Source organism: Sagittula sp. P11 (assembly GCF_002814095.1).
GTDB lineage: Bacteria > Pseudomonadota > Alphaproteobacteria > Rhodobacterales > Rhodobacteraceae > Sagittula.
The window spans coordinates 647,180-671,629 of record NZ_CP021913.1; the positions used below are offsets into that span (position 1 = coordinate 647,180).

At 66.7% G+C, this 24,450-nt stretch carries 21 protein-coding genes; 12 read left to right on the top strand and 9 right to left on the bottom strand.

Translation table 11 applies throughout. The annotated features are described in order from the left end of the window. Nucleotide 1 precedes the first annotated feature (1 nt). Together CDO87_RS03135 and CDO87_RS03140 are read right to left on the bottom strand one after the other, a co-directional pair. Complete coding sequence (locus CDO87_RS03135) at nt 2-1,252, bottom strand: Tm-1-like ATP-binding domain-containing protein (protein WP_100927410.1); 1,251 nt, start codon at nt 1,250-1,252, stop codon at nt 2-4. A 1-nt stretch (nt 1,253) separates the two neighbouring features. Next, nucleotides 1,254-2,741 (bottom strand): aldehyde dehydrogenase family protein, encoded by a 1,488-nt coding sequence (locus tag CDO87_RS03140; protein ID WP_100927411.1) that lies wholly within the window; start codon nt 2,739-2,741, stop codon nt 1,254-1,256. A 181-nt stretch (nt 2,742-2,922) separates the two neighbouring features. Between CDO87_RS03140 and CDO87_RS03145 the strand changes: the two genes are divergently transcribed. The 8 genes from CDO87_RS03145 to CDO87_RS03180 all read left to right on the top strand — a co-directional run bounded on the left by CDO87_RS03145 (nt 2,923) and on the right by CDO87_RS03180 (nt 11,636). Further along, nucleotides 2,923-3,858 (top strand): tripartite tricarboxylate transporter substrate binding protein, encoded by a 936-nt coding sequence (locus CDO87_RS03145; protein ID WP_100927412.1) that lies wholly within the window; start codon nt 2,923-2,925, stop codon nt 3,856-3,858. A 69-nt stretch (nt 3,859-3,927) separates the two neighbouring features. Then, on the top strand, nt 3,928-4,461 hold the full coding sequence (locus CDO87_RS03150) for a tripartite tricarboxylate transporter TctB family protein (RefSeq protein ID WP_100927413.1): 534 nt from the start codon (nt 3,928-3,930) through the stop codon (nt 4,459-4,461). Continuing rightward, the gene (locus tag CDO87_RS03155; RefSeq protein WP_100927414.1) at nt 4,461-6,065 is read left to right on the top strand and encodes a tripartite tricarboxylate transporter permease; all 1,605 of its coding nucleotides are present in this window, start codon (nt 4,461-4,463) and stop codon (nt 6,063-6,065) included. Before CDO87_RS03150 ends, CDO87_RS03155 begins: the two co-directional genes overlap by 1 nt. Then, nucleotides 6,046-7,302: a cytochrome P450 gene (locus tag CDO87_RS03160; RefSeq protein ID WP_100927415.1), complete on the top strand. Its 1,257-nt coding sequence runs from the start codon at nt 6,046-6,048 to the stop codon at nt 7,300-7,302. Before CDO87_RS03155 ends, CDO87_RS03160 begins: the two co-directional genes overlap by 20 nt. Nucleotides 7,303-7,485: 183 nt before the next feature. Beyond that, nucleotides 7,486-8,775, top strand: coding sequence for a glutamine synthetase family protein (locus CDO87_RS03165; RefSeq protein ID WP_100927416.1), 1,290 nt, complete (start codon nt 7,486-7,488; stop codon nt 8,773-8,775). Further along, nucleotides 8,775-9,479: a type 1 glutamine amidotransferase gene (locus tag CDO87_RS03170; protein ID WP_100927417.1), complete on the top strand. Its 705-nt coding sequence runs from the start codon at nt 8,775-8,777 to the stop codon at nt 9,477-9,479. Before CDO87_RS03165 ends, CDO87_RS03170 begins: the two co-directional genes overlap by 1 nt. After that, nucleotides 9,479-10,270, top strand: coding sequence for an IclR family transcriptional regulator (locus CDO87_RS03175; RefSeq protein ID WP_254698311.1), 792 nt, complete (start codon nt 9,479-9,481; stop codon nt 10,268-10,270). Before CDO87_RS03170 ends, CDO87_RS03175 begins: the two co-directional genes overlap by 1 nt. 10 nt (nt 10,271-10,280) lie before the next feature. Beyond that, a complete protein-coding gene (locus tag CDO87_RS03180; RefSeq protein ID WP_100927419.1) occupies nt 10,281-11,636 on the top strand; it encodes an aspartate aminotransferase family protein in 1,356 nt (451 codons plus the stop codon). 42 nt (nt 11,637-11,678) lie between these two features. Here the strand turns inward: CDO87_RS03180 and uxuA are convergent, their stop codons facing one another. Further along, complete coding sequence (uxuA, locus tag CDO87_RS03185) at nt 11,679-12,851, bottom strand: mannonate dehydratase (protein ID WP_100927420.1); 1,173 nt, start codon at nt 12,849-12,851, stop codon at nt 11,679-11,681. A gap of 227 nt (nt 12,852-13,078) precedes the next feature. On the opposite strand from uxuA, the gene CDO87_RS03190 reads away from it, so the two are divergent. From CDO87_RS03190 to CDO87_RS03205, 4 genes are all read left to right on the top strand, one after another. Beyond that, on the top strand, nt 13,079-14,107 hold the full coding sequence (locus tag CDO87_RS03190) for an iron ABC transporter substrate-binding protein (protein ID WP_100927421.1): 1,029 nt from the start codon (nt 13,079-13,081) through the stop codon (nt 14,105-14,107). Continuing rightward, complete coding sequence (locus CDO87_RS03195; protein ID WP_100927422.1) at nt 14,080-15,126, top strand: iron ABC transporter permease; 1,047 nt, start codon at nt 14,080-14,082, stop codon at nt 15,124-15,126. The genes CDO87_RS03190 and CDO87_RS03195 overlap by 28 nt, the downstream gene beginning before the upstream one ends. Further along, entirely contained in the window at nt 15,126-15,950 is an 825-nt protein-coding gene (locus CDO87_RS03200) for an ABC transporter ATP-binding protein (protein ID WP_100927423.1), read from the top strand. The genes CDO87_RS03195 and CDO87_RS03200 overlap by 1 nt, the downstream gene beginning before the upstream one ends. A 369-nt stretch (nt 15,951-16,319) precedes the next feature. Next, nucleotides 16,320-17,888, top strand: coding sequence for an FGGY-family carbohydrate kinase (locus tag CDO87_RS03205; protein WP_100927424.1), 1,569 nt, complete (start codon nt 16,320-16,322; stop codon nt 17,886-17,888). 50 nt (nt 17,889-17,938) lie between these two features. Here the strand turns inward: CDO87_RS03205 and CDO87_RS03210 are convergent, their stop codons facing one another. The 6 genes from CDO87_RS03210 to CDO87_RS03235 all read right to left on the bottom strand — a co-directional run bounded on the left by CDO87_RS03210 (nt 17,939) and on the right by CDO87_RS03235 (nt 24,280). Next, the gene (locus CDO87_RS03210; RefSeq protein WP_100927425.1) at nt 17,939-18,796 is read right to left on the bottom strand and encodes a fumarylacetoacetate hydrolase family protein; all 858 of its coding nucleotides are present in this window, start codon (nt 18,794-18,796) and stop codon (nt 17,939-17,941) included. A 73-nt stretch (nt 18,797-18,869) separates the two neighbouring features. Further along, complete coding sequence (locus CDO87_RS03215; RefSeq protein ID WP_100927426.1) at nt 18,870-20,372, bottom strand: sugar ABC transporter ATP-binding protein; 1,503 nt, start codon at nt 20,370-20,372, stop codon at nt 18,870-18,872. Beyond that, complete coding sequence (locus tag CDO87_RS03220) at nt 20,369-21,370, bottom strand: ABC transporter permease (protein ID WP_100927427.1); 1,002 nt, start codon at nt 21,368-21,370, stop codon at nt 20,369-20,371. Before CDO87_RS03220 ends, CDO87_RS03215 begins: the two co-directional genes overlap by 4 nt. Nucleotides 21,371-21,383: 13 nt before the next feature. Beyond that, nucleotides 21,384-22,358: an ABC transporter permease gene (locus CDO87_RS03225; RefSeq protein WP_100927428.1), complete on the bottom strand. Its 975-nt coding sequence runs from the start codon at nt 22,356-22,358 to the stop codon at nt 21,384-21,386. A gap of 61 nt (nt 22,359-22,419) precedes the next feature. Further along, nucleotides 22,420-23,226, bottom strand: a complete 807-nt coding sequence (locus tag CDO87_RS03230; RefSeq protein WP_100927429.1) for an SDR family oxidoreductase — start codon at nt 23,224-23,226, stop codon at nt 22,420-22,422. A gap of 91 nt (nt 23,227-23,317) precedes the next feature. Beyond that, nucleotides 23,318-24,280, bottom strand: coding sequence for a sugar ABC transporter substrate-binding protein (locus CDO87_RS03235; protein ID WP_100927430.1), 963 nt, complete (start codon nt 24,278-24,280; stop codon nt 23,318-23,320). Nucleotides 24,281-24,450 lie beyond the last annotated feature (170 nt).

Sequence of the window (24,450 nt, forward strand, 5' to 3'; positions counted from 1 at the left end):
CTCAGGCGTGGGCTCTGACGATGCCGGAGGTCACCCACTCATCGAAGGTCTCGAGCACCGCATCAGTGAAGGCGGTGTCGTTGATGTGAGCGCCCAGCTCGCGCAGCGTGACGTTCGGCGGGCAGGCCTTGCGAACCTCGTCGATGAAGGCGGCGAGCCCCTCGGCGTCATGCAGCGGTCCGCCCGGGCGATCCCACTCGTTGCCGCCCTGGAGGGGGAGGAAGAAGACCGTCTCGCCCTCGGCCTTGGCCAGCTTGGCGCATAGGGCCTGCGCCACCTCCCTGCGCTGACGCGCGTCCAGCAGGACGGAGGACAGGAGGCGGTTGTGGGCGTGGACTTCCTGATCCGCCAGCCGCGCGGGCGCCGCCTGCCAGCCGACGAAGTCTACGAGGTCGTAGCACCCCGGCGCCACCATCTGCGGCACGCCGCGCCGTCCGGCGTTGGTCATGCGGTCCGCTCCGGCGCTGATCGTCGAGCCCATGAGGTGGTTTCCCACCTCCTGCGGCGCGAAGTCCATGACGCAGGCAAAGGCGCCCTCGGCGGCCAGCGACTCGAAGGCGCGCCCGCCCATGCCGGTGGCGTGGAAGACGGCGACCTCGAAGCCGCGCGCCTCCAGCTCCGGCTTCAGGGCCACCATGTAGCGCAGCACGGTCTTGCCGAAGGAGGTCATGCCGATCAGCGGGCGGTCGCGGTCGGGGCGCTCGACGGCACGGGCGGCGCCCAGCACCGCGCCCGCGGCCTGCGACAGCGAAGCCTTGCAGACGGAGTTCAGGCCATAGAGACCGCCCGCCCAGAGGATCATCTGGATGTCCGCCGCGAGCCGTTCCGCCGGAATCAGCGGCGAGAAGGAGACGGTCGAGACGACGTATTTCGGCACACCCAGCGGCAGTGCCGCGCAGACGTCCAGCGCGAGGTCCGTGCCCATGGTGCCGCCCAGCACGATCACCCCGTCGATCCGCCCTTCGGTATGGAGCCGGAGCGCCACGGTAGAGGCCCCCGCCGCCATGATCTGCATCGCGGCGTTTTCATCTTCCGTGGCGATGGCCGCTGCGATGGACGATCCGCCCGCTTCCGCCACATCGTGCTTGGAAACGTCGCAGGGGCGTTCGGGATCGCCCAGCACGCTCACGTCCATCGTCAGCACGCCGCCGCCCTGCCCCCGGATCACCCCGGCGATGTAGTCAAGTTCGTCGTTCTTGGTGTCGTAGGTGCCCACGACGAGGATGGTGCGGTCCGGCGCGGCGTCGGTCATCTCAGGGCTCCAGCTTGATCCAGGCGGTCTTCAGGTCGAGGTACTTGTCGAAGGCGTGCAGGGACTTGTCGTGGCCGTTGCCGGACTGTTTCACACCGCCCAGGGGCACGGTCAGGTCCGTGCCGCCGTAGGTGTTCACATGCACGACACCGGCGCGGATGCGGCGCACCATGCGATGCGCGCGCGACAGGTCGGAGGTCCAGACCGCCGCCGCCAGCCCGAAGTCCGTGCCGTTCGCGAGGGCCACCGCTTCCTCCTCCGTATCGAAGGCCATGACGGCGAGGACGGGGCCGAAGACCTCTTCCTGCGCGAGCCGGTCGGTGGGGTCGACGCCGGTGACGATGGTCGGCTCCATGTAGTAGCCACCCGTGTCTTCGAGAATGCGACGCCCGCCCAGCACTGTCCGTCCCAGCCCGCGCGCCTCCTCGACGAAGGCAAGGTTCTGCTGGAGTTGCCTCAGCGAATTGACCGCGCCCGCGTTGGTCGCCGGGTCGAGCGGATCGCCGACCTTCATGCCCTGCGCCACATCGGCCAGCAGCGCCGTGAATTCTTCAGCGATGGTGCGTTCGACCAGCAGGCGGGAGCCCGCGACGCAGACCTGCCCGGCATTGCGGAAGATCCCGGCGGCAGAGACCTTGGCCGCCTCGCGCAGGTCGGGGGCGTCGGCGAAGACCACGTTCGGCGACTTGCCCCCGAGTTCGAGGTAGACGCGCTTCATGTTCGACCGGGCCGAGGCTTCGAGCAGGCGGCGCCCGGTGGGGCCCGAGCCGGTGAAGACCAGCACATCCACGTCCATGGAATGCGCCAGCGCGTCGCCGACCACGGCGCCCTCGCCGCAGACCACGTTCAGCACGCCCGGCGGCAGTCCGGCCTCCAGAGCCAGTTCCGCGATCCGCACCAGCGTGAGGGAGGCGGTTTCGGCGGGTTTGAGGACGACCGAACAGCCCGCCGCCAGCGCCGGTCCCAGCTTCCACGCGCCGATCATCAGGGGGAAGTTCCACGGCACGATGGCGGCGACGACGCCCGCCGGTTCGCGGTGAACGAGGCCGAGGATGCCGTCGGCGGTCGGCGCGATCTCTCCGCCGATCTTGTCGATAGCTTCGGCGTAGTAGCGGATCGTGGCGGCGGCGGAGAGCGGCTCCGCCTTCAGCGCCATGCCGATCTCCGTCCCGTTGTCGCGCACGCCCAGGACAGCGAGGTCGAGCGCCCGCGCTTCGATCAGGTCGGCCCATTTCAACAGGACCTTCTTGCGGTCTGCGGGGGCACGTCCCGCCCAGCGGCGGTCCTCGAAGGCGGCGCGCGCCGCGGTGACGGCGCGGGCGGCATCGTCCCGCGTGCCTTTGGCCATGGTGGTCAGGGCGCGCCCGTCCAGCGGAGAGATCACCTCCATCTCGGCGCCATCGGAGGCAGCGCAGGACGCGCCGTCGATGACGTGGCGCGCGGGCGGAACCTCTGCGGTTCTCAGTTCGGATAGTCGTGACATGTCCATAGGTGCGCCCCTTGTCGGTTCATTATTCAAACCTGTGGTGGTGATATATTGGGCGGCGGTTGCGGCAGCTGTCAATCCGGCCCTTTTCGCAAAGAAGACGATTGACAGGTTGCGGATCGCGTCTGATGATATTTTCACACCGATGGTTCAAATAATGATCCACAATACCAGGGAGACGACCATGAAATCCATCTTCACCGCCTCTGTCGCGGCGCTGGCTCTGACCGCCGGTGCGGCGCTGGCCGAGTATCCCGAGAAGCCGGTCACCTTCATCGTGCCGTGGCCCCCGGGCGACCTCGAGGACGTGCTGACCCGCATGATCGCCGAGGACTTCCAGGAGGAATACGGCGTCGCGGCTGCGGTCGTGAACAAACCCGGCGGCGGCGGCGGCCCCTTCCCCGGCGCCATCGAGGTGGCGAACGCGCCCGCCGACGGCTACACCATCGGATCGTTTGTCCCGGCCGTCGCGCTGATCGGCCACGAGATCGACATCCCGGAACTGGCGCCGGAGAAGTTCGACCCCATCGGCATCTTCCTGACCTACCCCTTCGTGATCGCGGCGGGCGGCAACGCCCCCTACTCCAGCATGGAAGAACTGGCCGAGTACGCCAGGGAAAACGACGTGGTGCTGGGCCACTTCGGCGATGTGCTGACACCGACGCAGGTGACCAAGGCGCTGGCCGCGAACATGGATTTCGAATGGGCCTCCGACGCGGCGTTTGACGCGCTGGACTGCAACACGCTGGCCTCCGGCGACGCGGACGTCATCAACACCACGCTGCAACTGGTGCTGCCCTGCCTCGACCAGGTGAAGGTGCTGGTGTCGATCACCGGCGAGCGGATCTCGAAGGTTCCGGACACGCCGACCATCGGCGAGGTGGACCCATCGCTGAACATCTCGCTCTGGAACGGGCTGTTCGTCGGAAAGGACACGCCGCAGGACGTGCGCGACAAGATCGCCGCCGTTGCCGAGAAGACCGTGATGTCCGAGCGCGCCCAGAAGGTGGCCGAGGAAACCGGCGCACTGGTCTACTGGAAGAACGCCGAGGAAAGCGCGGAGATCATCGCCAAGGACAAGGAGACGCTTGGCGCGATTTCCGAGGCGCTCGGCCAGTAACATCTGCCACCGGAGGGGCCGCGTGACGGCCCCTCCCTTCCCCACACCCGCTGGCAAGGGCCACCCATCGTGAGCACGGAATCCGAACTTCAGGCGCGCACCCGCGTCTCTGGCCAGATCGTCTTTATCGGCGCGGCGCTGCTGGTGTCGCTCGTGCTGCTGGTGCAGATCCCGACGCAGACCACATGGATCGAGGACGCCAAGAGCTTTGCCGCGCAGCCGCGCTTCTGGCCCGGGGTCGCCATCGTGACCATGGTCGTGACTTTCGGTCTGCACCTGTGGCTGATGAAGCGCCGCCGCCCCGTCGGCGCCGACTGGGCCGAGGCCAAGCGATGGCTCGAGCCGATGGAATACGCCGTCTGGTTCATGGTCTATGTCTTCGCCGTGCCTTGGATCGGCTTCCTGCCGATGAGCATCGCCTTCGCCGCCGCGCTGACGTGGCGGCTGGGATATCGCACCCCCTTGTACCTGTGGCTTGCCGTGGTCTTTGCCGTGGGGACCGTCCTGCTGTTCAAGGGGTTCCTCGGCGTGAAGATCCCCGGTGCCGCGCTATATGAACTGCTGCCGGACGCGCTCCGCAGCTTTGCCCTGCAGTACCTCTGATGGACGTGTTTTTCGCAGCCCTCGACGTTCTGGCCCGCTGGGACGTGATGCTGGCCCTGGTGGTCGGCTCCATCGGCGGTGTGGCCATCGGGGCGATCCCCGGCGTGGGCCCCGCCGTCGCCATCGCCATCCTTCTGCCCGCGACGTTCAGCATGGATCCGATCGTCGGCCTGACCATGCTGCTGGGCATCTACGGGTCGTCGATGTACGGCGGCGCGATCCCGGCGATCCTGATCAACACCCCTGGCACGGCGGTCAATGCGCTGACCACCTACGACGGCTTCCCCATGACCCTGCGCGGAGAGGGCCGCCGCGCCCTGTCGCTGGCCTATTCCGCAAGTTTCTTCGGCGGCATCTTCTCTGTCCTCTGCCTGATCCTGCTGTCGCCCGTGCTGGCAAAGGTCGCGCCGATGTTCGGCTCGCGCGAGATCTTCCTCGCTGCGCTTCTGGGGATCATCCTCGTGGTGACCGCGCACAAGGGCCAGATGCTGATCGCCGCCGCGCTGTCGGGTTTCGGCATCCTGCTGTCGACGGTGGGGCTGGAGCCGGTCAAGTACACCCGCCGCTTCACCTTCGAGCAGACATGGCTGGCCTCCGGCGTCGACCTGATCGTGGTGGTGCTGGGCCTGTTCGCGCTGAGCCAGGCCTTCCTCCTGCTGACCATGGACGACGAGAAGATCCGCATGCCCCGGTCGCGAGGCTCGCTGTTCCAGGGCTTCCGGGAGCTGATGCGGCATCCGCGCGTCGCGGGAATTTCCGCCTCCTTCGGGGTGCTGATGGGCATGATCCCCGGCGTGGGCGAATTCACTGCGCAGTTCATGTCCTACACCTCGGCCCGCAAGCTGTCGAAGTCGCCCGAGGCCTTCGGCCATGGATCGTCCGAAGGGCTGATCGCGTCGGAGACCGCGAACAACGCCGTGCCCGCCGCCGCGATGATCCCGCTCCTGGCGCTTGGCATCCCCGGAGAGGCGCTGACCGCCATGATGCTGTCAGTCTTCTACGTGCACAACGTGGTGCCGGGGCCGGGCCTGTTCCTCTACCAGATGGATTTCGTCGTGGCGCTCTACATCGCGCTGCTGATCCTGAACGTGCTGGTGGTGGCCTTCCTGCTGGTCTCGACCGGGGCTCTGGTGAAGCTGACACAGATCCCCAACCGCTTCCTCGGCATGTGCATCCTGCTTCTGTCCTTCGTCGGCGTGTACTCGATCCGCAACTCCGCGGTCGACTGCGCCATCGCCGCCGTCTTCGGCCTGTTCGGCTACGTGCTGAAGCGGCTGAACCTGCCCATTGTGCCCATCGTGCTGGGCATGGTGCTGGGCAACATCATGGAGGTGAAGCTGCGCGCCGCGATGAACCGGGTGAACACGCCATGGGACTTCATCGACCGGCCCATTGCCTTCGTGCTGTTCGCGGTGATCGTGCTGATCGTCGTCAGCACGATCTGGAAGACGTGGCGCGACTGGCGGCCGGTGGACCGCCGCAGCCTTGCCCGCAAGTCGTCGGCTCGCTTCGCGAAACGCATCTCGGGGCGCAAGAGCCGCCACTTCGACGACCGCCTGAAAATCCAACGCAGAAAGCGCACCTATGACCATCTGGGCTCCTGAAGACGACGGGCACGCCGATCTCGGCTCCCACGATTCCTTTGCGGACGGTGCGCCGTACAACACCTTCGCCCGCATGCGGTCCGAGGCGCCGTGTGCCTGGTCGGACTTCGCGCATGGCAAGGGGTACTGGTCGATCACGCGGCACGAAGACGTGGTGCAGATGATCCGCGACACGGAGACCTTCACCTCCGCCCGCGGCATCCGGATGGAGGATCAGACCCACGAGGAATACATGGCCCGCCGCACCTTCCAGGAGACGGACGGGCGCGAGCACCGCAAGGTCCGCATGAAGGTGGCCAAGGCATTCTCCGCCCCCGTGGTGGCAGGCTTCGAAGGGCAGATCCGCGACCTTTGCGGGCCGATCCTCGACCGCGCGCTGGAGATGGGCACATTCGACGCCACGCGCGAGATCGCCCGCGAATTGCCGATGCGGATGCTGGGCCAGATCCTCGGCACGCCCGAGGAGGACCTGCCCTGGCTGGTCGAGAAGGGCGATGCGCTGATGGCCAATTCGGACCCCGACTTCACCGAGCACGTGGTCGACCGGATGGACACCGACGCCTACCGGATGATGCCGTTCAACTCCCCCGCCGGGGCGGAACTGTACGAATATGCCCGCGACCTGATGGACCGGAAGAACGCCGCCGGGGAAACGGATGGCGTGCTGCACATGGTCCTCCAGCCCGACGAGAACGGCGAGACCATCTCGGAGACCGAGTTCCGCAACTTCTTTTGCCTGCTGGTGGCGGCGGGCAACGACACCACCCGCTACTCCATCGCCGCGGGCATACAGGCGCTGGCGCGTCAGCCCGGGCTGCTGGAACAGTTCCAGTCCGGCGAGGTCTGGGCCACCGGCACCGACGAGATCGTCCGATGGGCCTCCCCCGCCACCTACTTCCGCCGCACGGCGACGAAGGACGTGGAAGTGCACGGTCAGACCATCCGCGCGGGCGACAAGGTGCTCTACTGGTTCGCCTCCGCCAACCGCGACGATACGGTGTTCGACGATCCCTACAGGCTCGACCTGACGCGCAAGCCCAACAGGCAGCTCGCATGGGGCCAGGGCGGCCCGCATGTCTGCCTCGGGATGCACCTCGCCCGGCTCGAGGTGCGCGTGCTGTTCCAGGAACTCTGCGCCCGGATCAGGGCCATCGCCCCCGCCGGGCCGGAAGCGTTCGTCCGATCCAACTTCGTCAACGGTATCAAACGTCTGCCCGTGACAGTAACCCCGGCCTAGGGCACCGGCCCGGTGCCTGCCACTTCGCCTCCTGAGGACAGGTTCGTGTCCTACCCACTTCGCCACCTGAGGACAGGTTCCTTGTCCTACCCGCTTCGCTACCTGAGGACAGGTTCCTTGTCCTACCGCTTCGCTACTTGAGGACAGCTTCCTTGTCCTACCGCTTCGCTACTTGAGGACCATATGCAAGACCGCCTGCGCGCCATGTTCTGTGACCACCTCTCGATCTGCCGGGGGAAGTATCTGCCGGGATCGAAGATCGGCGACGAAAGCAGCCGTTTCGCCCGCGCGACCTTTGGCGTGCATTACGACCGCGACCTGCTGCTGGACGCGCCGCACGCCAAGGTGCGCGAGGGGATGCCCGACATGGAACTGCGCTGGCAGGCCTCCGACATCCGCGAGGGGTGGGAACCGTCGACCCGCGTGGTTCTGGGCGACCTCTACGACGAGGACGGCCCCCTGCCGCTCTGCCCCCGCGGCGCGCTGAAACGCGCCATCGCGGACTGGGAGAAGCTGGGCCTCAAACCAAAGCTCGGGATCGAGCTGGAGGCCTTCGCCCTCCAGGGCGATGAGACCGGGCGCCTGCGGCCCTACGATGCGCCGGGCGGCGTGGTCTACGGCACCGGCCCCTTCGCCGATCCAATGCACATCAACGATATGATCTGGGCCAAGGCCGAGGCGCTCGGGTTCCGGCTGGACATGATCACCGCCGAATATGACAGCCCGCAGTATGAATACACGCTGACCTTTGACGACGCGCTGAAGGCGGTGGACGATATCGTGCTGTTCCGCCAGATGGCCCGGGAGATCGCGCTGAACCACGGCGTCGTGCTGACCTTTCTGCCGAAGCCCATCCCGGAACTGGGCGGCTCCGGCATGCACATCAACTTCTCCTTCGCCGACGAGGGCGGCCGGAACGCACTGTCGACCGGGCCGAAAGGTGGCCCCGATCACCTGAACGACCTGTCGCGCGGTTGCCTTGCCGGGCTGGTGCGCCACCACAAGGGGCTGGCCGCGCTGGTGGCACCGACGACCGGCAGCTACCTGCGCCTGCAACCCGGCGCGATGTCGGGCTACTGGAGGAACTGGGGCGGTGACCATCGCGGCGTGACCACGCGCATCTCGACCGAGGGCGGCGCCAAGGCACGGCTGGAACACCGGATGGCCGATGCTTCCGCCAATCCCTACACCGCCGCCGCCGCCGTGCTTCAGGCCGCGCGTCTGGGGGTAGAGGGCAAGTACGATCTGCCACCGATGGAGACGGGCGACGGCTTCGACCGCATCGATGCCAAGGAGAGCACGGCGCAGAACCTGCGGCAGGCGGTGCGTGATCTGTCCGCCGACACCGCGCTGGCAGAGGCCGTGGGACCGGAGCTTTGCGCGCATCAGGTCTTCATGAAGGAGCGCGAGTTCCGAAAGACCCGCGACCTTGAACCGAACGCCCTTCTCGATTTCTACGTGTGGTTCGTGTGATGCACATCGCCATCCTCATAACCAACACCGATTTCAGCGACTTCGCGGCGGCCCGCCCCGACGACGGCGAGAAGTTCGCGACCCTGCTGGGCACCGCCCGACCGGACTGGCGGTTCTCGCCTTCTTGGGTCTGCAAGGACGACTTCCCCGAGGACGTGTCGGCGTTCGACGGGCTGGTCATCACCGGAAGCCCGGCCAGCGTGACGGAGGATGCCCCGTGGATGCTGCGCCTGAAAAAGTTGGTGCTGGCGGCCATCGACCGGCGGCAAAAGGTGTACGGCGCCTGTTTCGGCCATCAGCTGATCGCGCGCGCGCTCGGCGCCCGGATCGTCCGCAATCCGGGTGGCTGGGGGCATGGCCTTCTGCCGCTGCACCGTGTCACGCCGATGCCATGGGCCATCGGTCCGGAGCAGATGCGGTTCTACGGCTCGCATATCGAGCAGGTGGCCGAGGCGCCCAAAGGCACTGACATCGTGTACGAGGGCGACGGTCTGCCGGTGGCCGGGCTGATGATGTGCGATCACCTGTTCACCGTGCAGCACCATCCGGAGATGTCGCACGGGTTCATCTGCGATCTGGTGGAGGAATACGCGGACGTGGTCGGCCCGGAGGTCACCGCGCGCGCCCGGCAGAGCCTTCACGAACCGGCCGACCGGAGCTTCATCGGCGAGGAGATCGCCCGCTTCTTCGAGTGGGGGCGCTGATGGGCACGATAACCAAGGCGCTGGACCTGCTGAACCATTTTACCGCCGCGCGGGCGGAGATCGGGCTGGGCGAGTTCGCCCGCCTCGCCGGGCGCGACAAGGCGACGGTGCACCGTCACCTGACCGAGCTGACAGGGAACGGGTTCCTCGAACAGCATCCCGTCACGCGCGCCTACCGGCTCGGTCCTGCGCTCTTGCGGCTGGCCGGGGTGCGCGAGGCCGCCTTCCCGGTGCGCAAGCTGCTCCGGCCCATCGTGTCGGCGCTGGCCGAAGCGACCGGAGAGCTGGCCCATGCCTCGATCCTGCAGGGCGACGCGCTGTCGACGGTGGTTCATGCCGATCCCCACCTGCACGGCATCCAGGTTCATTTCGACGAGGCCGAGGTGCTGCCGCTGCACGCCACCTCCTCCGGGCTGGCGGTGCTGGCCTTCGGTCCGGAAGATCTGCGCGCGCGCGTCCTGTCGCGGCCGCTGACGCATCACACCGGCAAGACGGTCACCGATCCGGCCCGCCTGAAGGCCATGATCGAAGACGTCCGGCAAAGCGGGCTCGCCCAATCGGACGGCACTTTCGACGCGGAGGTCGCCTCTCAGGGGGTGCCGATCTATGGCGAGGACGGACGGGTGATCGGCGCGCTGTCGGTCGCCGTTCCGGCTGTCCGCGCCCACCCGGACCGACTGGTCGAGATCGCAGACAAACTGCGCCATGCCGCCCGCGATGCCTCGCGCTCGCTGGGCGGGGCATGGCCCGAGACACATGACACACGCCGGCCCACTCCGGCGGAACGATAAGAGGCCCCCGATGAAAGACAGCAACTTCCTCAAGGAAAACAACGCGCGCCACCTGTGGCACCCGATGGCACATCCCGCCGACAGCCTTGCCAACCCGCCGGACATCATCGTCGGCGGCGAAGGGGTGGAGATCACCGATGTCGACGGCTTCCGCTCTGTCGATGCGGTGGGGGGCCTTTGGAACGTGAACCTCGGCTATTCCTGCCAGCCGGTGAAGGACGCCATTACCGAGCAACTCGACCGGCTGCCGTACTACTCGATCTTCCGGGGCACATCGAACGACGCGGTGATCGAGCTGTCGTGGATGCTGAAGGAGTTCTTTGCGCCCGACGGGCTGAGCCGCGCCTTCTTCACCTCCGGCGGGTCGGATTCGGTCGAGGTGTCGCTGCGCCTCGCCCGGCAGTACCACAAGCTGCGCGGAGAGGCCGGGCGGACCAAGTTCCTGAGCCTCAAGAAGGGCTACCACGGCACGCATACGCTGGGCGCCTCGGTCAACGGCAACGCGAACTTCCGCACGCAGTACGAACCGCTGATGGCGGGCTGTTTCCACATCCCCGCGCCCTACACCTACCGCAACCCGTTCAACGAGACCGACCCGGAGCGGCTGGCGCAGATGTGTCTTGCCGCGCTGGAGGACGAGATCGCCTTCCAGGGCGCAGGCACCATCGCCGCCTTCATCATGGAACCGGTGCTGGGCGCAGGCGGGGTCATCCCGCCGCACGCAAGTTTCATGCCCGGCGTGCGCGAGATCTGCGACCGCAACGGCATCCTTCTGATCGCCGACGAGGTCATCACCGCCTTCGGACGCACCGGCGACTGGACGGGCTCGCGCCATTGGGGCGTCCAGCCCGACATGGCCTGCACCGCGAAGGCGATCACCAACGGGTACTTCCCCTTCGGCGCCGTCATGCTGTCGGACAAGATCGTGGAGGTGTTCGAATCCGACACCTCCGGCAAGGGCTCCATCGGGTCTGGCTACACCTATTCGGGCCACCCGGTCGGCGCGGCGGCGGCCATCGCCTGCCTGAAGGAAACGGAGCGGCTGTCGATCAAGGACAACGCGGCAGCGCGGGGGGCGCAGCTTTTCGAGGGGCTGAACGCGCTGAAGGAGAAGTTCGAGCTGATGGGCGACGTGCGCGGCGGGCATGGCCTGATGTGCGCGCTCGAGCTGGTGTCTGACCGGGGCTCCAAGACCGCGATCGACAAGAAGACCATCGGCCGGATCCACCGCGCCACCTATGAGGCAGGCGCGATGGTGCGGGTTTCCGGGCCGAATATCATCCTCTCGCCGCCGCTGATCCTGACGGCCGCGCATGTGGACACGATTCTTTCGGCGCTCGACGCCGGGTTCGCCTCAGTCGCATGACCCCTCGGCGCGTCCCGCAACCGGGGCGCGCCGAGGCAGGGATCAGGCCGCCTTCAGCGCGGTGATGACGCCGCGCATCTCGGCCATGCCACGCATCCGCCCGATCAGCGGATAGCCGGGGAAATTGTCGCGGGTGAGGTCGTCGAGCAGGTCGTGACCATGATCGGGCCGCCAAGGGATATTGGCATCCGCACGGCCCTCTGCCCGCCTCCGCGCCTCCTCGTCCAGAAGGACGCGCGCAAGGGCCACCATGTCGGTGTCGCCCTCCAGATGCGCCGCCTCCTCGAACGACCCGTCGGGTTCCTTGCGGACGTTGCGCAGGTGGGCGAAGTGGATGCGGTCGGCGTGGGTCCGGGCGATGGCGACGGGATCGTTGGCAGGGCCCGCCCCCAGCGAACCGGAGCAAAGCGTCAGGCCGTTGGCGACGCTGTCGACCGCACCCATGACCCAAGCCACGTCCTCGGCGCCCGAGACGACCCTCGGCAGGCCCAGGATGTTGCGCGGCGGATCGTCCGGGTGCACGCAGAGCCGCACGCCAAGCTCTTCGGCGGTGGGCACCACCTCTTCGAGGAACCGTTTGAAGTTCGCGCGGATGTCGTCGCGGGTCATCCCGTCGTAGCGCGCCAGCGCCGCGCGGAGCTGTTCTATGTCGTAGCGGTCGTAGGCGCCCGGCAGGCCGCACATGATCGCGTTCAGCAGCGCGGCATGGTCATCTTCGGAAGATTCCGCATGCCAAGCCGCCGCCTTCGTCACGACCTCGGCGGAATAGTCGTCCTCTGCCGCGGCGCGACCCAGCATGTGCAGCTCGAACGCCGCCATCTTCACCGCGTCGAAGCGCAGGCAGGTCCCGCCCGAGGCCACCGGCGCGGCAAGGTCCGTCCGGGTCCAGTCGATGAGGGGCATGAAGTTGTAGCAGATCGCGGTGACGCCCTCGGCGGCGAGGTAGGCCATCGACTGACGGTAATTCGCGAACAGCGTCCCGAGATCGCCGGTGCCCAGCTTGATGTCTTCGTGCAGCGGCAGGCTTTCGCAGACGACCCATTCCATGCCCGCCGCGCGGATGCGGGACGTGCGTTCGGCGACCGCCTCCCGCGACCACACTTCGCCATAGGGGATCTCGTGCAGCGCGGTCACGATGCCGGATGCGCCTGTCTGGAGGATCTGGTTCAGCGAGATCGTGTCGAGATCCCCATACCACCGCCAGCTTTCGATCATATCGTTCTCTTCCCTGCCAACCCGCCACCCGCGTGGCACGGGATTCTGGTATACCATTCGCCGCGATTTGCAAACGCCGGGTGAAAAAGGGCGGGTCCGCGCGCCGAAATCAACCTTACGTCAACTTTTGCCCGACAACCCTTCCATTACCGCGCCCGTCATTGCAGTTTGCCGCAAAGGCACGGCGACGGTCGCCGGCCACGCAGCGAAGAAGGTCTTGCCCCCAGATGCGCGCGTTCTGTCTCTTTGTCCTGCTGCTTGCGGGTCCCGTTGCCGCGCGGAGCGTGACCGACAGCGCAGGGCGCGTCGTCGAGATCCCCGACGAGGTGCAGACGGTCTTTGCCGCCGGTCCGACCGCAGCGGTGCTTACCTATATCGTGAAGCCCGACACCCTGCCCGGCTGGCCGCGCGCCCTGCGTCCCGAGGAACGGACCTACATCGCCGCGCCCTACCGTGACCTGCCGGAAACCGGGCGGCTCACCGGACGCGGCGGTGAAGCGAACCTCGAGCGGGTGCTGTCCCTGCGGCCCGACCTGATCATCGACTTCGGTTCTGTCCTCGACACCTACATCGATCTCGCGGACCGGGTGCAGGACCAGACGGGCATTCCCTACATCCTCGTCGATGGCCGGTTCGAGGCAACGCCAGACGCGCTGCGCCTCGTCGGAGACATCCTCAGCGTGCCCGACCGCGGAGAGACGCTGGCCGCAGATGTCGAGGACACCTTTGCCCGGATCGACGCGATCCTGTCCGGCATCCCCGAAGAGGACCGGCCGCGCGTCTACCTGGCGCGGGGGCCTGACGGGCTGGAGACCGGGATGAAAGGCTCCATCAACACCGAGATCATCGAGCGCGCCGGGGGCCGCAACGTGGCCGACGACGGCGGTGCGACGCGCGGGCTGGTGAACGCCTCGATGGAGCAGGTCATCGTCGCCAATCCGGACACCATTGTCACCTGGGACGACACTTTCTATCCAGGCGTCTTCGACGATCCGCTGTGGGCCGGGATCGACGCGGTGCAGAGCGGGCGTGTGTACCTTTCGCCGGTCGAGCCCTTTGGCTGGATCGACGGCCCGCCCTCCGTCAACCGGATGATCGGGCTGATCTGGATGGCGGGGCTGCTGTATCCGGATCAATGGACGTCGGACCTGCGCGACGACACGCGCGCGTTCTACCGGCGCTACTATCACGTGGACCTCGACGAGGACGAACTGGACAGGCTTCTGGAATGGACGGACGGGCGACCCCCGAGGTAGGCAACCCGCCAAGGGACCGCGCGGCACGCATCCTGACGGGGGCGACGCTGACCGGCGTGTTGATCGCGCTGGTCTGCATGACGGCCTTTGCCGCGATCATGATCGGCCCCTACGCCCTTTCCCCGGGCGAGGTGCTGGCCACGCTCGCGGGCCGGGGGGACACGCAATCCACCATCGTGGTCTGGAGGATCCGCCTGCCGCGCGTCGCCGCAGCACTTATGGTGGGTGCGGCGCTGGCGGCGGCGGGGGCCAGTTACCAGGCGCTGTTCCGCAACCCGCTTGTATCGCCGGACATCCTCGGAGTATCCGCCGGGGCCGGGCTGGGCGCCGTCGCGGGCATCTTCCTGTCGCTGCCGGTCGTTGCGATCCAGGGCTCGGCCTTCGTCGGCGGCATGGTCGCAGTGGGGGTGGTCATGCTGGTGGCCTCGGCGGTGCGCGGCACGGACCGGACCCTGTCGCTCGTGCTGATCGGCGTGGTGATCGGCGCGCTGGCAGGGGCGGTGACGTCGCTTCTGAAGGTCATGGCGGACCCCTACGACCAGCTTCCGGCGATCACCTTCTGGCTGCTGGGATCGCTCGCGGCCACCACCTCCGACGATATCATGCCCGCGCTGCCCCTCGTCCTGCTCGGTCTGGTGCCACTGTGGCTGTTGCGCTGGCGGATCAACGTGCTCTCCCTCGGCGACGAGGAGGCCCGGTCGCTCGGCATCGACGCCGGCCGAACCCGGTTCCTCGTCATCGCCGCAGCCACGCTTGTCACCGCGAGCGTGACCGCGCTGGCGGGCGTGGTCGGTTGGGTCGGGTTGGTGATCCCGCATATCGCGAGGATGATTGCCGGGCCGGGGTTTGGCAGGCTGCTGCCCACATCGGTGCTGATCGGCGCACTCTACCTGCTGGTGGTGGACACCGCCGCCCGCTCCCTTGCCGCCGCAGAGATCCCGCTTGGCATCCTCACCGCCGTCATCGGCGCGCCTTTCTTCGTCTGGCTCCTCGCCCGCGGGCGGCGGGGCTGGTCCTGATGCTGGTCGCACGCGATCTGTCCATCGGCTACGGACAGCAGGTGATCGGTTCCGGCCTTGGCCTAGAGGTGGCACCGGGCGACGTGCTGTGCCTGCTCGGTCCGAACGGCTGCGGGAAGACGACGCTGTTCCGCACGCTTCTGGGATTGCTGCCGCCGCTCTCGGGCGAGGTCCTGCTTTCCGGCAAGCCCATCACCGCGCAGCGCCGGGCCGAGGTTGCGCGGCAGATCTCCTACGTGCCGCAGGCACACGCCCCGCCCTTCCCGTTCGAGGCGCTGGACGTCGTGCTGATGGGTCGGACCGCGCGCCTCGGCGCCTTCGGCCAGCCCTCCCGCACTGACCGGGAGGCGGCCTTTGCCGCCATGGTGCAACTGGGGATCGGAGACCTCGCCGCCTCCGACTACTCCCGCCTGTCCGGCGGCCAACGGCAACTGGTGCTGATCGCCCGCGCGCTTGCGCAGGAGGCACCGCTGATGGTCATGGACGAACCGACCGCCAGCCTCGACTTCGGCAACGAGGCGCAGGTGCTGGCGCGGATTTCCGCCCTGGCCCGCGCCGCGGCACATGGCGCTCATGGTGTCGTTCTGTCCACCCACAACCCCGACCACGCCTTCCAGCTTGGCGCGCGCGTCCTGTTGATGAAGGCCGGGCAAAGGGTGGCGGAGGGCCCCTGCGACGAGGTGCTGACCACTCAGACCCTGAGCGCGGTCTACGGCATCGGCGTCACGGTGGAGACCACGCCTTCGGGCCGCAAAGTCTGCCTGCCGGGCCTGCCCGCGGCACCATCCGGCGGCGCGCGGCGCGTGGGGGATGCGGGCCTGTGACGCCCTGACGATGCGATCTGACGTTGACGAGTTTACATGGCGGCAGACATGCTGCATCGATTGCTCAATCGATTGAGCGGCCCGATGGGGCGCGCCGGAGATGATCAAGCCCTCAAGCGAAACCGGGCTCATGTCCTGCAGCGGGGTATCTCGGGCGTAGCGCGCCGGGCCTGACTTGGAGGAGGAACCGGATGTCCCAGACACGAAATCGCGCCGCCTGCGCAGCGGCAAGGACAGGTCAAGGCTCGGGCGGAATTAATGCGTGGTGCGGGAAGGAACTGGCCTGCGGTTGGCCACACGGCTCAGGCGGCTCGGACATGACGATGACACGGCACATGGCTTTCCCGCCCGAAAGAGAGGTTGACTGAGATGAAACACCTGATCGGTATCGACGTGGGCACAGGGTCGGCGCGGGCCGGGGTCTTTGACGAGACGGGCGTCCTGAAGGGATCCGCCGTGCAGGAGATCGCGATCTGGAAAGGCGACGGCAACCGGGTCGAGCAGTCCTCCGTCGACATCTGGTCCGCCGTCTGCCAGGCCGTGCGCGGGGCGGTCGACGCCTCCGGTGTGGACCCGGCCAGCGTGGCCGGCATCGGCTTCGATGCCACCTGTTCGCTGGTGATCCTCGGCCAAGGCGGCTTGCCGCTGCCGGTCAGCGAAGATCGCAACATCATCGTCTGGATGGATCACCGCGCCACCGGACAGGCGGAGCGGATCAACGCGCTTGGCCATCCGGTGCTGGACTACGTGGGCGGCGTGATCTCGCCCGAGATGGAGACGCCCAAGCTCCTCTGGTTGAAGGAGAACGCGCCCGACATCTACGACGTTGCTTGGCAGTTCATGGATCTCACCGACTTCCTGACGTGGAAGGCGTCGGGCGATCTGGCCCGGTCTGTCTGCACCGTCACCTGCAAGTGGACCTACCTCGCCCACGAGAACCGCTGGGACGCGAGTTATTTCGAGAAGGTCGGGCTGGGCGATCTGAGCCGCGACGACTTCTTCCGGATCGGCAGCCGGGTGGTGCCCGCCGGGACAGCGCTTGGCCATGGTTTGACCGCCGAGGCCGCCGAAGACATGGGCCTGCCGGAGGGCACACCGGTCGGCGCCGGGCTGATCGACGCGCATGCCGGGGGTCTGGGAACGGTCGGAACGGCGGGCGATCCGACGCGCGACCTTGCCTACGTCTTCGGCACATCTTCCTGCACGATGACGACCACAGCCGAGCCTGCCTTCGTGCCGGGGGTCTGGGGGCCCTACCATTCGGCGATGGTCCCGGGCATGTGGCTGAACGAAGGCGGCCAATCGGCGGCGGGTGCTGCGGTGGACCAGCTGATCGACCATCACCCTTTCGCGCAGGTGGCCCACCGGCAGGCCAAGGCGGCAGGACAGTCCCTGCCCGCGTGGCTGGCGGATCGTGTGGGGGGCCGGGACGTGACCCAACTGGCCGCCGGGGTCCATGTTGTCCCCGAGGTTCTGGGCAACCGCGCGCCTCATGCCGACCCGCACCGGCGCGCCACCGTCATGGGGCTTGGCATGGATCGCGGGCCGGAGAGCCTGCTGGCGCTCTACCTCGCCACGCTGTGCGGACTGGGCTACGGGTTGCGCCAGATCATCGCTGCGCAGGCCGCCGCCGGTGCCGGGGTGGACCGCATCGCGGTGAGCGGCGGCGCGGGACGGCATCCGCTGGTCAGACAGATCCTCGCCGATACGACGGGCAAACCGGTGCTGGCGCCCGAGACAGACGAACCCGTGCTGCTGGGGGCCGCGATGCTGGGGGCACTGGCGTCCGGGTTGCGTAAAGATGCGGGCGACGCGATGCGCGCCATGTCGCGCGCCGGTGTCATCAACCATCCCGATGCGGAAGCAGTCCGGCGCCACGAAGGCAGATATGCCATCTTCGAGGCGCTTCAGGATGTGGCCGCACGGGCGAAGGCCTAGACACCTTGCGCCGGGGCGGCCGACAGACAGCCGCCCCAAAGTGCGTCGGATCAGCTTGCGGCCAGGACCCTGCTTCTCTGCTCCCCCAGCCCCGCGATGCCAAGCGAAACGGTCTCTCCGCCCTTCAAGTAACGCGGCGGGGTCTTTCCCATGCCGACGCCCGGGGGCGTGCCGGTGGAGATCACGTCGCCGGGCTGCAGGCTCATGAACCGACTGCAATAGGCGACCAGATGGGGAACCTTGAAGATCAGCGTGGCGGTGCTGCCCGACTGCATCCGTTCGCCGTCGACGTCGAGCCACATGTCGAGCGCGTCGACATCGCTCACCTCGTCGGGCGTAACGAGCCACGGGCCGGTCGGTCCGAACGTGTCGCAGCCCTTGCCCTTGTCCCAAGACCCCGCGCGATGCAGCTGGAAGTCACGCTCTGACACGTCGTTGATGACGCAGAACCCGGCGACATGGTCCATCGCGTCGGCCTCCTCGATGTAGACGCCGGGCGCGCCGATCACCACGCCAAGCTCGACCTCCCAGTCGGTCTTTTCCGAGCCGCGCGGAACCTGGATCGGGTCGTTCGGCCCGCAGATGGCAGAGGTCCACTTGTTGAAGATGATCGGCTCTTCCGGGATGGGCATGCCGGATTCGGCGGCGTGATCGGCGTAGTTGAGGCCGATGCAGATGAACTTGCCGATGCCCCCGACACAAGGACCGAGGCGCAGGTCGTCCTGCGGCGTGCCCTCGACCCGCGGCAGGCTGGACGGATCGAGATTGCGCAGCGCGGCAAGGCCTTCGGGGCGCAGCACGTCGCCGGAGATGTCCGCCACCACGCCGGAGAGGTCGCGCACATGGCCCTCGCTGTCCAGAAGCCCGGGTTTCTCGGCCCCGGGCGGGCCGTAGCGCAGAAGTTTCATGTCTGGTCCTTTCCTTGATGTCCGGCGAGGGCACAGCCCGGGTTGCGGACCTGCCGAGGCCGGAGCGTGCGGTTCACGCCACCTCCTGGCCAATGCCCGAAATCGCCTGGATCAGGCTGTCCTCGGTCACTTCCTCGGAGGTGAAGGTCCGCATGATGCGGCCCGAGTACATGGCGACGATCCGGTCGGAGACGTGCAAGACCTCCGGCATTTCCGAGCTGATGACCATGACAGCATAGCCCTGCGCTGCCAGTTCGCGCAGCAGCTTGTGGATCTCCGACTTGGAGCCGACGTCGATGCCGCGCGTGGGTTCGTCCACGATCAGCACTTCGGGGTGCATGGAGAGCCACTTGCCGATGACGATCTTCTGCTGGTTGCCGCCCGACAGGTTGCCGACCTTCTGTTTCCAGCCGGGCGTGCGGATGTCGAGCCGGTCGCGGTACTGGTCGAAGATCGCCACCTCGGCCCCTTCGGCCATGAACGGCCCGGTCTTCAGGTCGTCGACCTGCGGCAGGGTCATGTTGTCCCGGCAGTTCATGCCAAGCACCAGCCCCTGCCCCTTGCGGTCCTCGGGGACTAGGGAGATGCCCTTTGAGATGGCGTCCGTCGGGCTGTGTATGCTGACCTCCTTGCCCGCCAGCCGGATCTGCCCGGCAGAGGGGGTTCGCAGGCCGAAGAGAGTTTCCGCGATCTCGGTCCGCCCGGCGCCGACCAGGCCGTAGAAGCCCACGACCTCGCCGCGCCGGATCTCGAAGGAGACGTCCTTGTAGAGCTTGCCGCAGGACAGGCCCCGCACCTCCAGCGCAACCTCTCCCAGTTCGTGGTGCGCGGCGTTGCGGCTGAGGTCGAGCTTGCGGCCGATCATCATCTGCGTCACCGCCTCCTCCGTGGTCTCGGCGGTGTTCACCGTGCCCTGGTACTGGCCGTCGCGCAGGATAGAGATGCGGTCGGTGATGCGGAAGATCTCTTCCATGCGGTGGGAGATGTAGATGACCCCCACCCCGTCACGCTTCAGGTCGGCGATCACGTCGAACAGGACGACCTTCTCCGCATCGGTCAGAGAGGCGGTGGGCTCGTCGAAGATCACCGCCTTGGCGTCCACGGTCAGGGCGCGGGCGATCTCCACCATCTGCTGGTTGGCGATCGACAGGTCGCCAACCCGGGTGCGCGCGTCGAAGCCCACGTTCAGCTTGCCGAGGATCGCGTCGGTCTTCTTCGTGAGCGTCGCCCAGTCGACCCGGCCGAAGCTCTTTCGCGGCAGTTCTCCGAGGTAGATGTTCTCGGCCACGCTCAGTTCCTCGGCGAGGCTGAGCTCCTGGTGGATGAAGACGATGCCCTTGGCCTTCGCCTCAAGCGGGCCGGCCATGACGACCTTTTGGTCGCCCATGTAGATCGCGCCTTCGGTGGGCTGGTGGATGCCGCCGAGCACTTTCATCAGGGTCGACTTGCCGGCCCCGTTCTCGCCCATGAGGGCGTGAACTTCGCCGGGCATGACGGAGAGCGACACCCCGTCCAGCGCCCGGACGCCGGGGAAGGTCTTGACGATGTCTTCGAGACGCAGAACCGGTTGTGTCATACCCTCAGCTCCTCTTTGCCCTTGATGTTCAACTGCCGGTCGAGGAACAGAACCGCGATCAGGATCAGACCGATCACAAGGTTTACCGTTGAAGTATCTGCCCCGATGTGGCCCAGCCCCTTGCGCAGAAGCTGGATCGCGATGACCCCGCCGAAGGTGCCGATGACGTTGCCTGCCCCGCCGGTGATCTTGGTGCCGCCCAGCACGACCGCTGTGATGACCCAGAGCTCGTAGAGCTGCCCGTCGTTGGGGTTCACCGACCCGCTTTCCGAGTAGAAGACCACCGCCGACAGTGCGGCGAGGAAGCCGATGATGGCGAAGTTGATCATCATGTGCGGGCCGACGCGGATGCCCGCATTCACCGCCGCCTCGCGGTTGTCGCCGATGGCATAGGCGTTGCGGCCATGCACCGTGCGGGCCATGAGGAACCACATCACGAGCGTGACGCCCAGCAGGAACCATGTGGCGGTCGCCAGCCCGAGGAACTCTGCCTCGGCGAAGTCCACCAGCGTCCAGTTGAGGTGGCTTGTCGGGTTCTCGCCGTTGAACATGAAGACGATGCCGCGGTAGCCCAGCATGGACCCAAGCGTGACGATGAAGGCGTCGACGCCGGTCTTCCATACGATCAGACCGTTCAGCGCGCCCAGCAGCGTACCGACCGTCAGGGCCAGCAGCCACGCCACCGGGATCACCCAGTCGCCGAGGCCCGCGAAGATCGGCCAGGTCATGGAGTCGAGCAGGATGATCGCCGCGATGGCGAAAGTGGCGCCGACCGACAGGTCGATGTTGCCGTTCACCATGACGATGGTCATGCCCATGGCGATGATGCCGATGGGCGCCGACTGCTTGAACAGCAGCAGCATGTTCTCGAGGTCCATGAACGCCTTGTCGGAGACCGAGAGGTATTCGCCCGCGATGCTGAAGAACAGCAGTTCCAGCAGGATGAAGCCCCAGATCGCGCCGCCCTTGAGCGCTGCGGAGAAATTGACCTTTTGCATTGCCGTGCCTCCCTTACGCGATCATGGACCAGAGCTTGCCGCGCTTGGCCGCAATATCCAGCCAGACCGCGAGAATAATGATGATCCAGGTGACGACGAACTGGACGTAGAACTGCAAGCCCACGAGCAGCAGCCCGTTCTGGATGAAGCCGAGGATCAGCACCCCGATCACGGTCTTGAAGATCGTTCCCGACCCGCCCAGCAACGACGCCCCGCCAAGGATCACCGCGGCCAGCACCTCGAGTTCCAGCCCCTGCCCCACGGTGTTCTGCGACCCGAGCGAGCGGCTGGCCTGGATCAGGCCGGCGGTCGCAACACAGCCCGCCGAGATCAGGTAGCAGGTGAAGACGGTGCGCGCCCTGCGGATGCCCGAGAAGGTCGCCGCCGTGCCGTTGCCGCCCACCGCGTAGACCTTGCGCCCGAAGGGCGTCCTCGCCAGCGCCAGCCCGAGGAACGCGGCCAGTGCCAAGAAGATCAGGATCGGGACGGGAATGCCAAGCGCCGTGCCCTGCCCGAAGACGGAGAACCATGTGCCCTCCTTGTCCGCGATGTCCATGTTCTGGCCGCCGGAATAGGTCAGCGTCAGACCGTGGATCGCAGACAGCATCCCCAGCGTCACGATCAGCGAGTTGAGCCTGAGATAGCCGACCAGGAACCCGATGAAGGCGCCGAGGCATAGGGTCATGGCGAACATCAGCGGAATGGCCAGCGCGGGGCCGACCTTGTCGTGCAGGTCGAGCACCACGATGGTCGAGAAGGACATCATCGATCCGACCGACAGGTCGAGGTTGCCGCTGATGACGACAAACGTCACGCCAAGCGCCATCACGCCCAGGATCGCGGACGACCGCACGACGCTGAAGACGTTGTCGACGGAAATGAACTTCGGATTGGCGATGGTGAAGGCGATCATGAACAGCGCGAAGGCGATCAGGATACCCTGTTTCGCCAGAACGCTGCCGATCTCCCTTTTGTCGAAAACTGCCATGATCCCCTCCCTGAAATCGCAGGCCTGCGTATGGTATCGAACGTGTGGTCGGTGGGCGATGTCAGACCAGCGTCATCCCCCCGTCGATCATCACGATCTGCCCGGTCATGTAGTCGCTCTCTCGCGACGCGAGGAAGGTGGTCGTTCCCGTGATGTCGGGCGGCGTGGCAACACGGCCCTTGAGTATCGAGGAGGAGAACTCCTCCATCGCCTGACCGGGCCGGGCAGAGGCGCCGATCTCCATAAGGTCGCGGTCGACCTGTTCCCACATCTCGGTCTTCACGACACCGGGCGCGAAGCCGGTCACGGTAATCCCGTGCCTGGCAAGGTCGCGAGCGCCGGATTGCGTCAGCGACACCACAGCGAACTTCGACGCGCAGTAGGGTGCCACATTGTCGAAGCCTTGACGGCTCGCGACAGAGGCGGTGTTGACGATCTTGCCCGCCATGCCATCGGGTCCCCGGCCCTGCGCCATCATCTGACGGGCCGCCTCCTGCATGCCGATCATGCAGCCCAGACCGTTCACGCCCATGATGAAATTCCAGTTGGCTTCGTCCACGTCCATGAAGTTCATCGGCTTGTTGACGCCCGCGTTGTTGAACTTCACGTCGAGCCGTCCGAAGGTCTCGACGGTGTGGTCGATCATCGCGCGAACGGCGGTGCGGTCCGTCACGTCCACCCGGGCCGAGGTCACGTTCTGCGCGTCGAAGCGTGCGCTGTTCTGTTCGGCGACCGCGGCGACACCGTCACCGTCGATGTCGGCAAAACAGACCTTCGCGCCCTCTTCCAGCAGCGCCTCGCCGATTGCGCGGCCGATGCCGCGCGCCGCGCCCGTCACGATGCAGGCGCGCCCCGTCACACGTCCCATGGCGTGTTTCCTCACATGTCTTGGGTTTGGTCCAACCGACAATGCGGGGCACGCAGGTATTTGCGCGCGCCCCGCACCGCGGGAGGATCGATCAGAACACCGGCTTGGAGAACTCTTCCATGTTGTCCTGGGTGATCTTCGGCGTGTCGAAGTAGTTCAGGAACGGCACCTCTTCACCGCTCAGCACGTCGACCGCGGTCTGCAGCGCGGCCTTCGCGTCGTCGACCGGCGACTGGTAGATCGAACCCCAGTAGTCGCCCGCTGCCATGGCCTCGTAGCCCACGGCGAAGTTGGTCGCGCCGACAAAGATGATGCCGTCGCGGCCCGCGGCCTTGGCGGCGTTCAGCGCGCCCACACCCATGTTGTCGTCGCCGGCATAGACGCCGTCGATGTCATCGTACTTCACGAGGAAGGCTTCCATGACCTGCTGCGACTTCTCGCGGTTCCAGTCGCCCGGCTGGGTGTCGACGACGGTCACGTTCGGGCAGACCTCCGGCAGGCGGTCCTCAAAGCCCTTGGCGCGCTCGATGGCGGTGGTGTAGCCCGGCTGGCCGGTGATGTGGACGACCTGCGCCTCGTCCTCGATGCCCATTTCCTTGAACTTGTCGCACATGATCTCGGCCGAGCGGGCGCCCTGCGTGATGTTGTCCGGACCAGAGAAGGACTTCACGAAATCGAAGCCCTGCTCGGCGATGTTCGAATTGGTCACGATGACCGGTATGCCGGCCTGGTGCGCCTTGCGAACAGCGGGGATCACCGCTTCGCCGTTGGTCGGCCAGATGATGATGGCGTCCACATCCTGCTGGATGAGGTCTTCCATCTGCGCGATCTGGCGGGCCACGTCGCCGCCCGCGTCGAGCACGATGGTCTCGACCATGTCGTTGGCCTCTGCCGCCTCGATGAAGGCCTTCTCGTAGGTGGTCTGGTAGCTGTCGACGCCCACGTTGTTCTGCGTGATGCCGATCTTCATCGCGCCGCCGTGGCTTTCGGCAAAGGCGGCCCCGCCGAACGTGACCGCTGCGGTGGTGACCGCAAGAATCGTCCTGATCTTCATGTTATTCCTCCCATGGAATTGACTGAGCGGGTGCCGCACCTCTTGCGACCATCCCCGGGGCTCCTCCCGGGCCCCCTGAACCATCCGGCCTGGCCGAATGAACGTGACTCAGCGTGCCCGGTTTTGACGCAGAGGCATCCATCAAAAATATCCGAAATGAGATATGATTT

Coding starts and splice junctions, on each gene's coding strand:
- CDO87_RS03205 (WP_100927424.1), top strand. CDS start 16,320: ATGAAACACCTGATCGGTATCGACGTGGGCACAGGGTCGGCGCGGGCC.
- CDO87_RS03210 (WP_100927425.1), bottom strand. CDS start 18,796: ATGAAACTTCTGCGCTACGGCCCGCCCGGGGCCGAGAAACCCGGGCTT.
- CDO87_RS03180 (WP_100927419.1), top strand. CDS start 10,281: ATGAAAGACAGCAACTTCCTCAAGGAAAACAACGCGCGCCACCTGTGG.
- CDO87_RS03200 (WP_100927423.1), top strand. CDS start 15,126: ATGCTGGTCGCACGCGATCTGTCCATCGGCTACGGACAGCAGGTGATC.
- CDO87_RS03195 (WP_100927422.1), top strand. CDS start 14,080: ATGGACGGACGGGCGACCCCCGAGGTAGGCAACCCGCCAAGGGACCGC.
- CDO87_RS03175 (WP_254698311.1), top strand. CDS start 9,479: ATGGGCACGATAACCAAGGCGCTGGACCTGCTGAACCATTTTACCGCC.
- CDO87_RS03155 (WP_100927414.1), top strand. CDS start 4,461: ATGGACGTGTTTTTCGCAGCCCTCGACGTTCTGGCCCGCTGGGACGTG.
- CDO87_RS03235 (WP_100927430.1), bottom strand. CDS start 24,280: ATGAAGATCAGGACGATTCTTGCGGTCACCACCGCAGCGGTCACGTTC.
- CDO87_RS03160 (WP_100927415.1), top strand. CDS start 6,046: ATGACCATCTGGGCTCCTGAAGACGACGGGCACGCCGATCTCGGCTCC.
- CDO87_RS03165 (WP_100927416.1), top strand. CDS start 7,486: ATGCAAGACCGCCTGCGCGCCATGTTCTGTGACCACCTCTCGATCTGC.
- CDO87_RS03225 (WP_100927428.1), bottom strand. CDS start 22,358: ATGGCAGTTTTCGACAAAAGGGAGATCGGCAGCGTTCTGGCGAAACAG.
- CDO87_RS03230 (WP_100927429.1), bottom strand. CDS start 23,226: ATGGGACGTGTGACGGGGCGCGCCTGCATCGTGACGGGCGCGGCGCGC.
- CDO87_RS03170 (WP_100927417.1), top strand. CDS start 8,775: ATGCACATCGCCATCCTCATAACCAACACCGATTTCAGCGACTTCGCG.
- CDO87_RS03135 (WP_100927410.1), bottom strand. CDS start 1,252: ATGACCGACGCCGCGCCGGACCGCACCATCCTCGTCGTGGGCACCTAC.
- CDO87_RS03145 (WP_100927412.1), top strand. CDS start 2,923: ATGAAATCCATCTTCACCGCCTCTGTCGCGGCGCTGGCTCTGACCGCC.
- uxuA (WP_100927420.1), bottom strand. CDS start 12,851: ATGATCGAAAGCTGGCGGTGGTATGGGGATCTCGACACGATCTCGCTG.
- CDO87_RS03140 (WP_100927411.1), bottom strand. CDS start 2,741: ATGGACATGTCACGACTATCCGAACTGAGAACCGCAGAGGTTCCGCCC.
- CDO87_RS03220 (WP_100927427.1), bottom strand. CDS start 21,370: ATGCAAAAGGTCAATTTCTCCGCAGCGCTCAAGGGCGGCGCGATCTGG.
- CDO87_RS03215 (WP_100927426.1), bottom strand. CDS start 20,372: ATGACACAACCGGTTCTGCGTCTCGAAGACATCGTCAAGACCTTCCCC.
- CDO87_RS03190 (WP_100927421.1), top strand. CDS start 13,079: ATGCGCGCGTTCTGTCTCTTTGTCCTGCTGCTTGCGGGTCCCGTTGCC.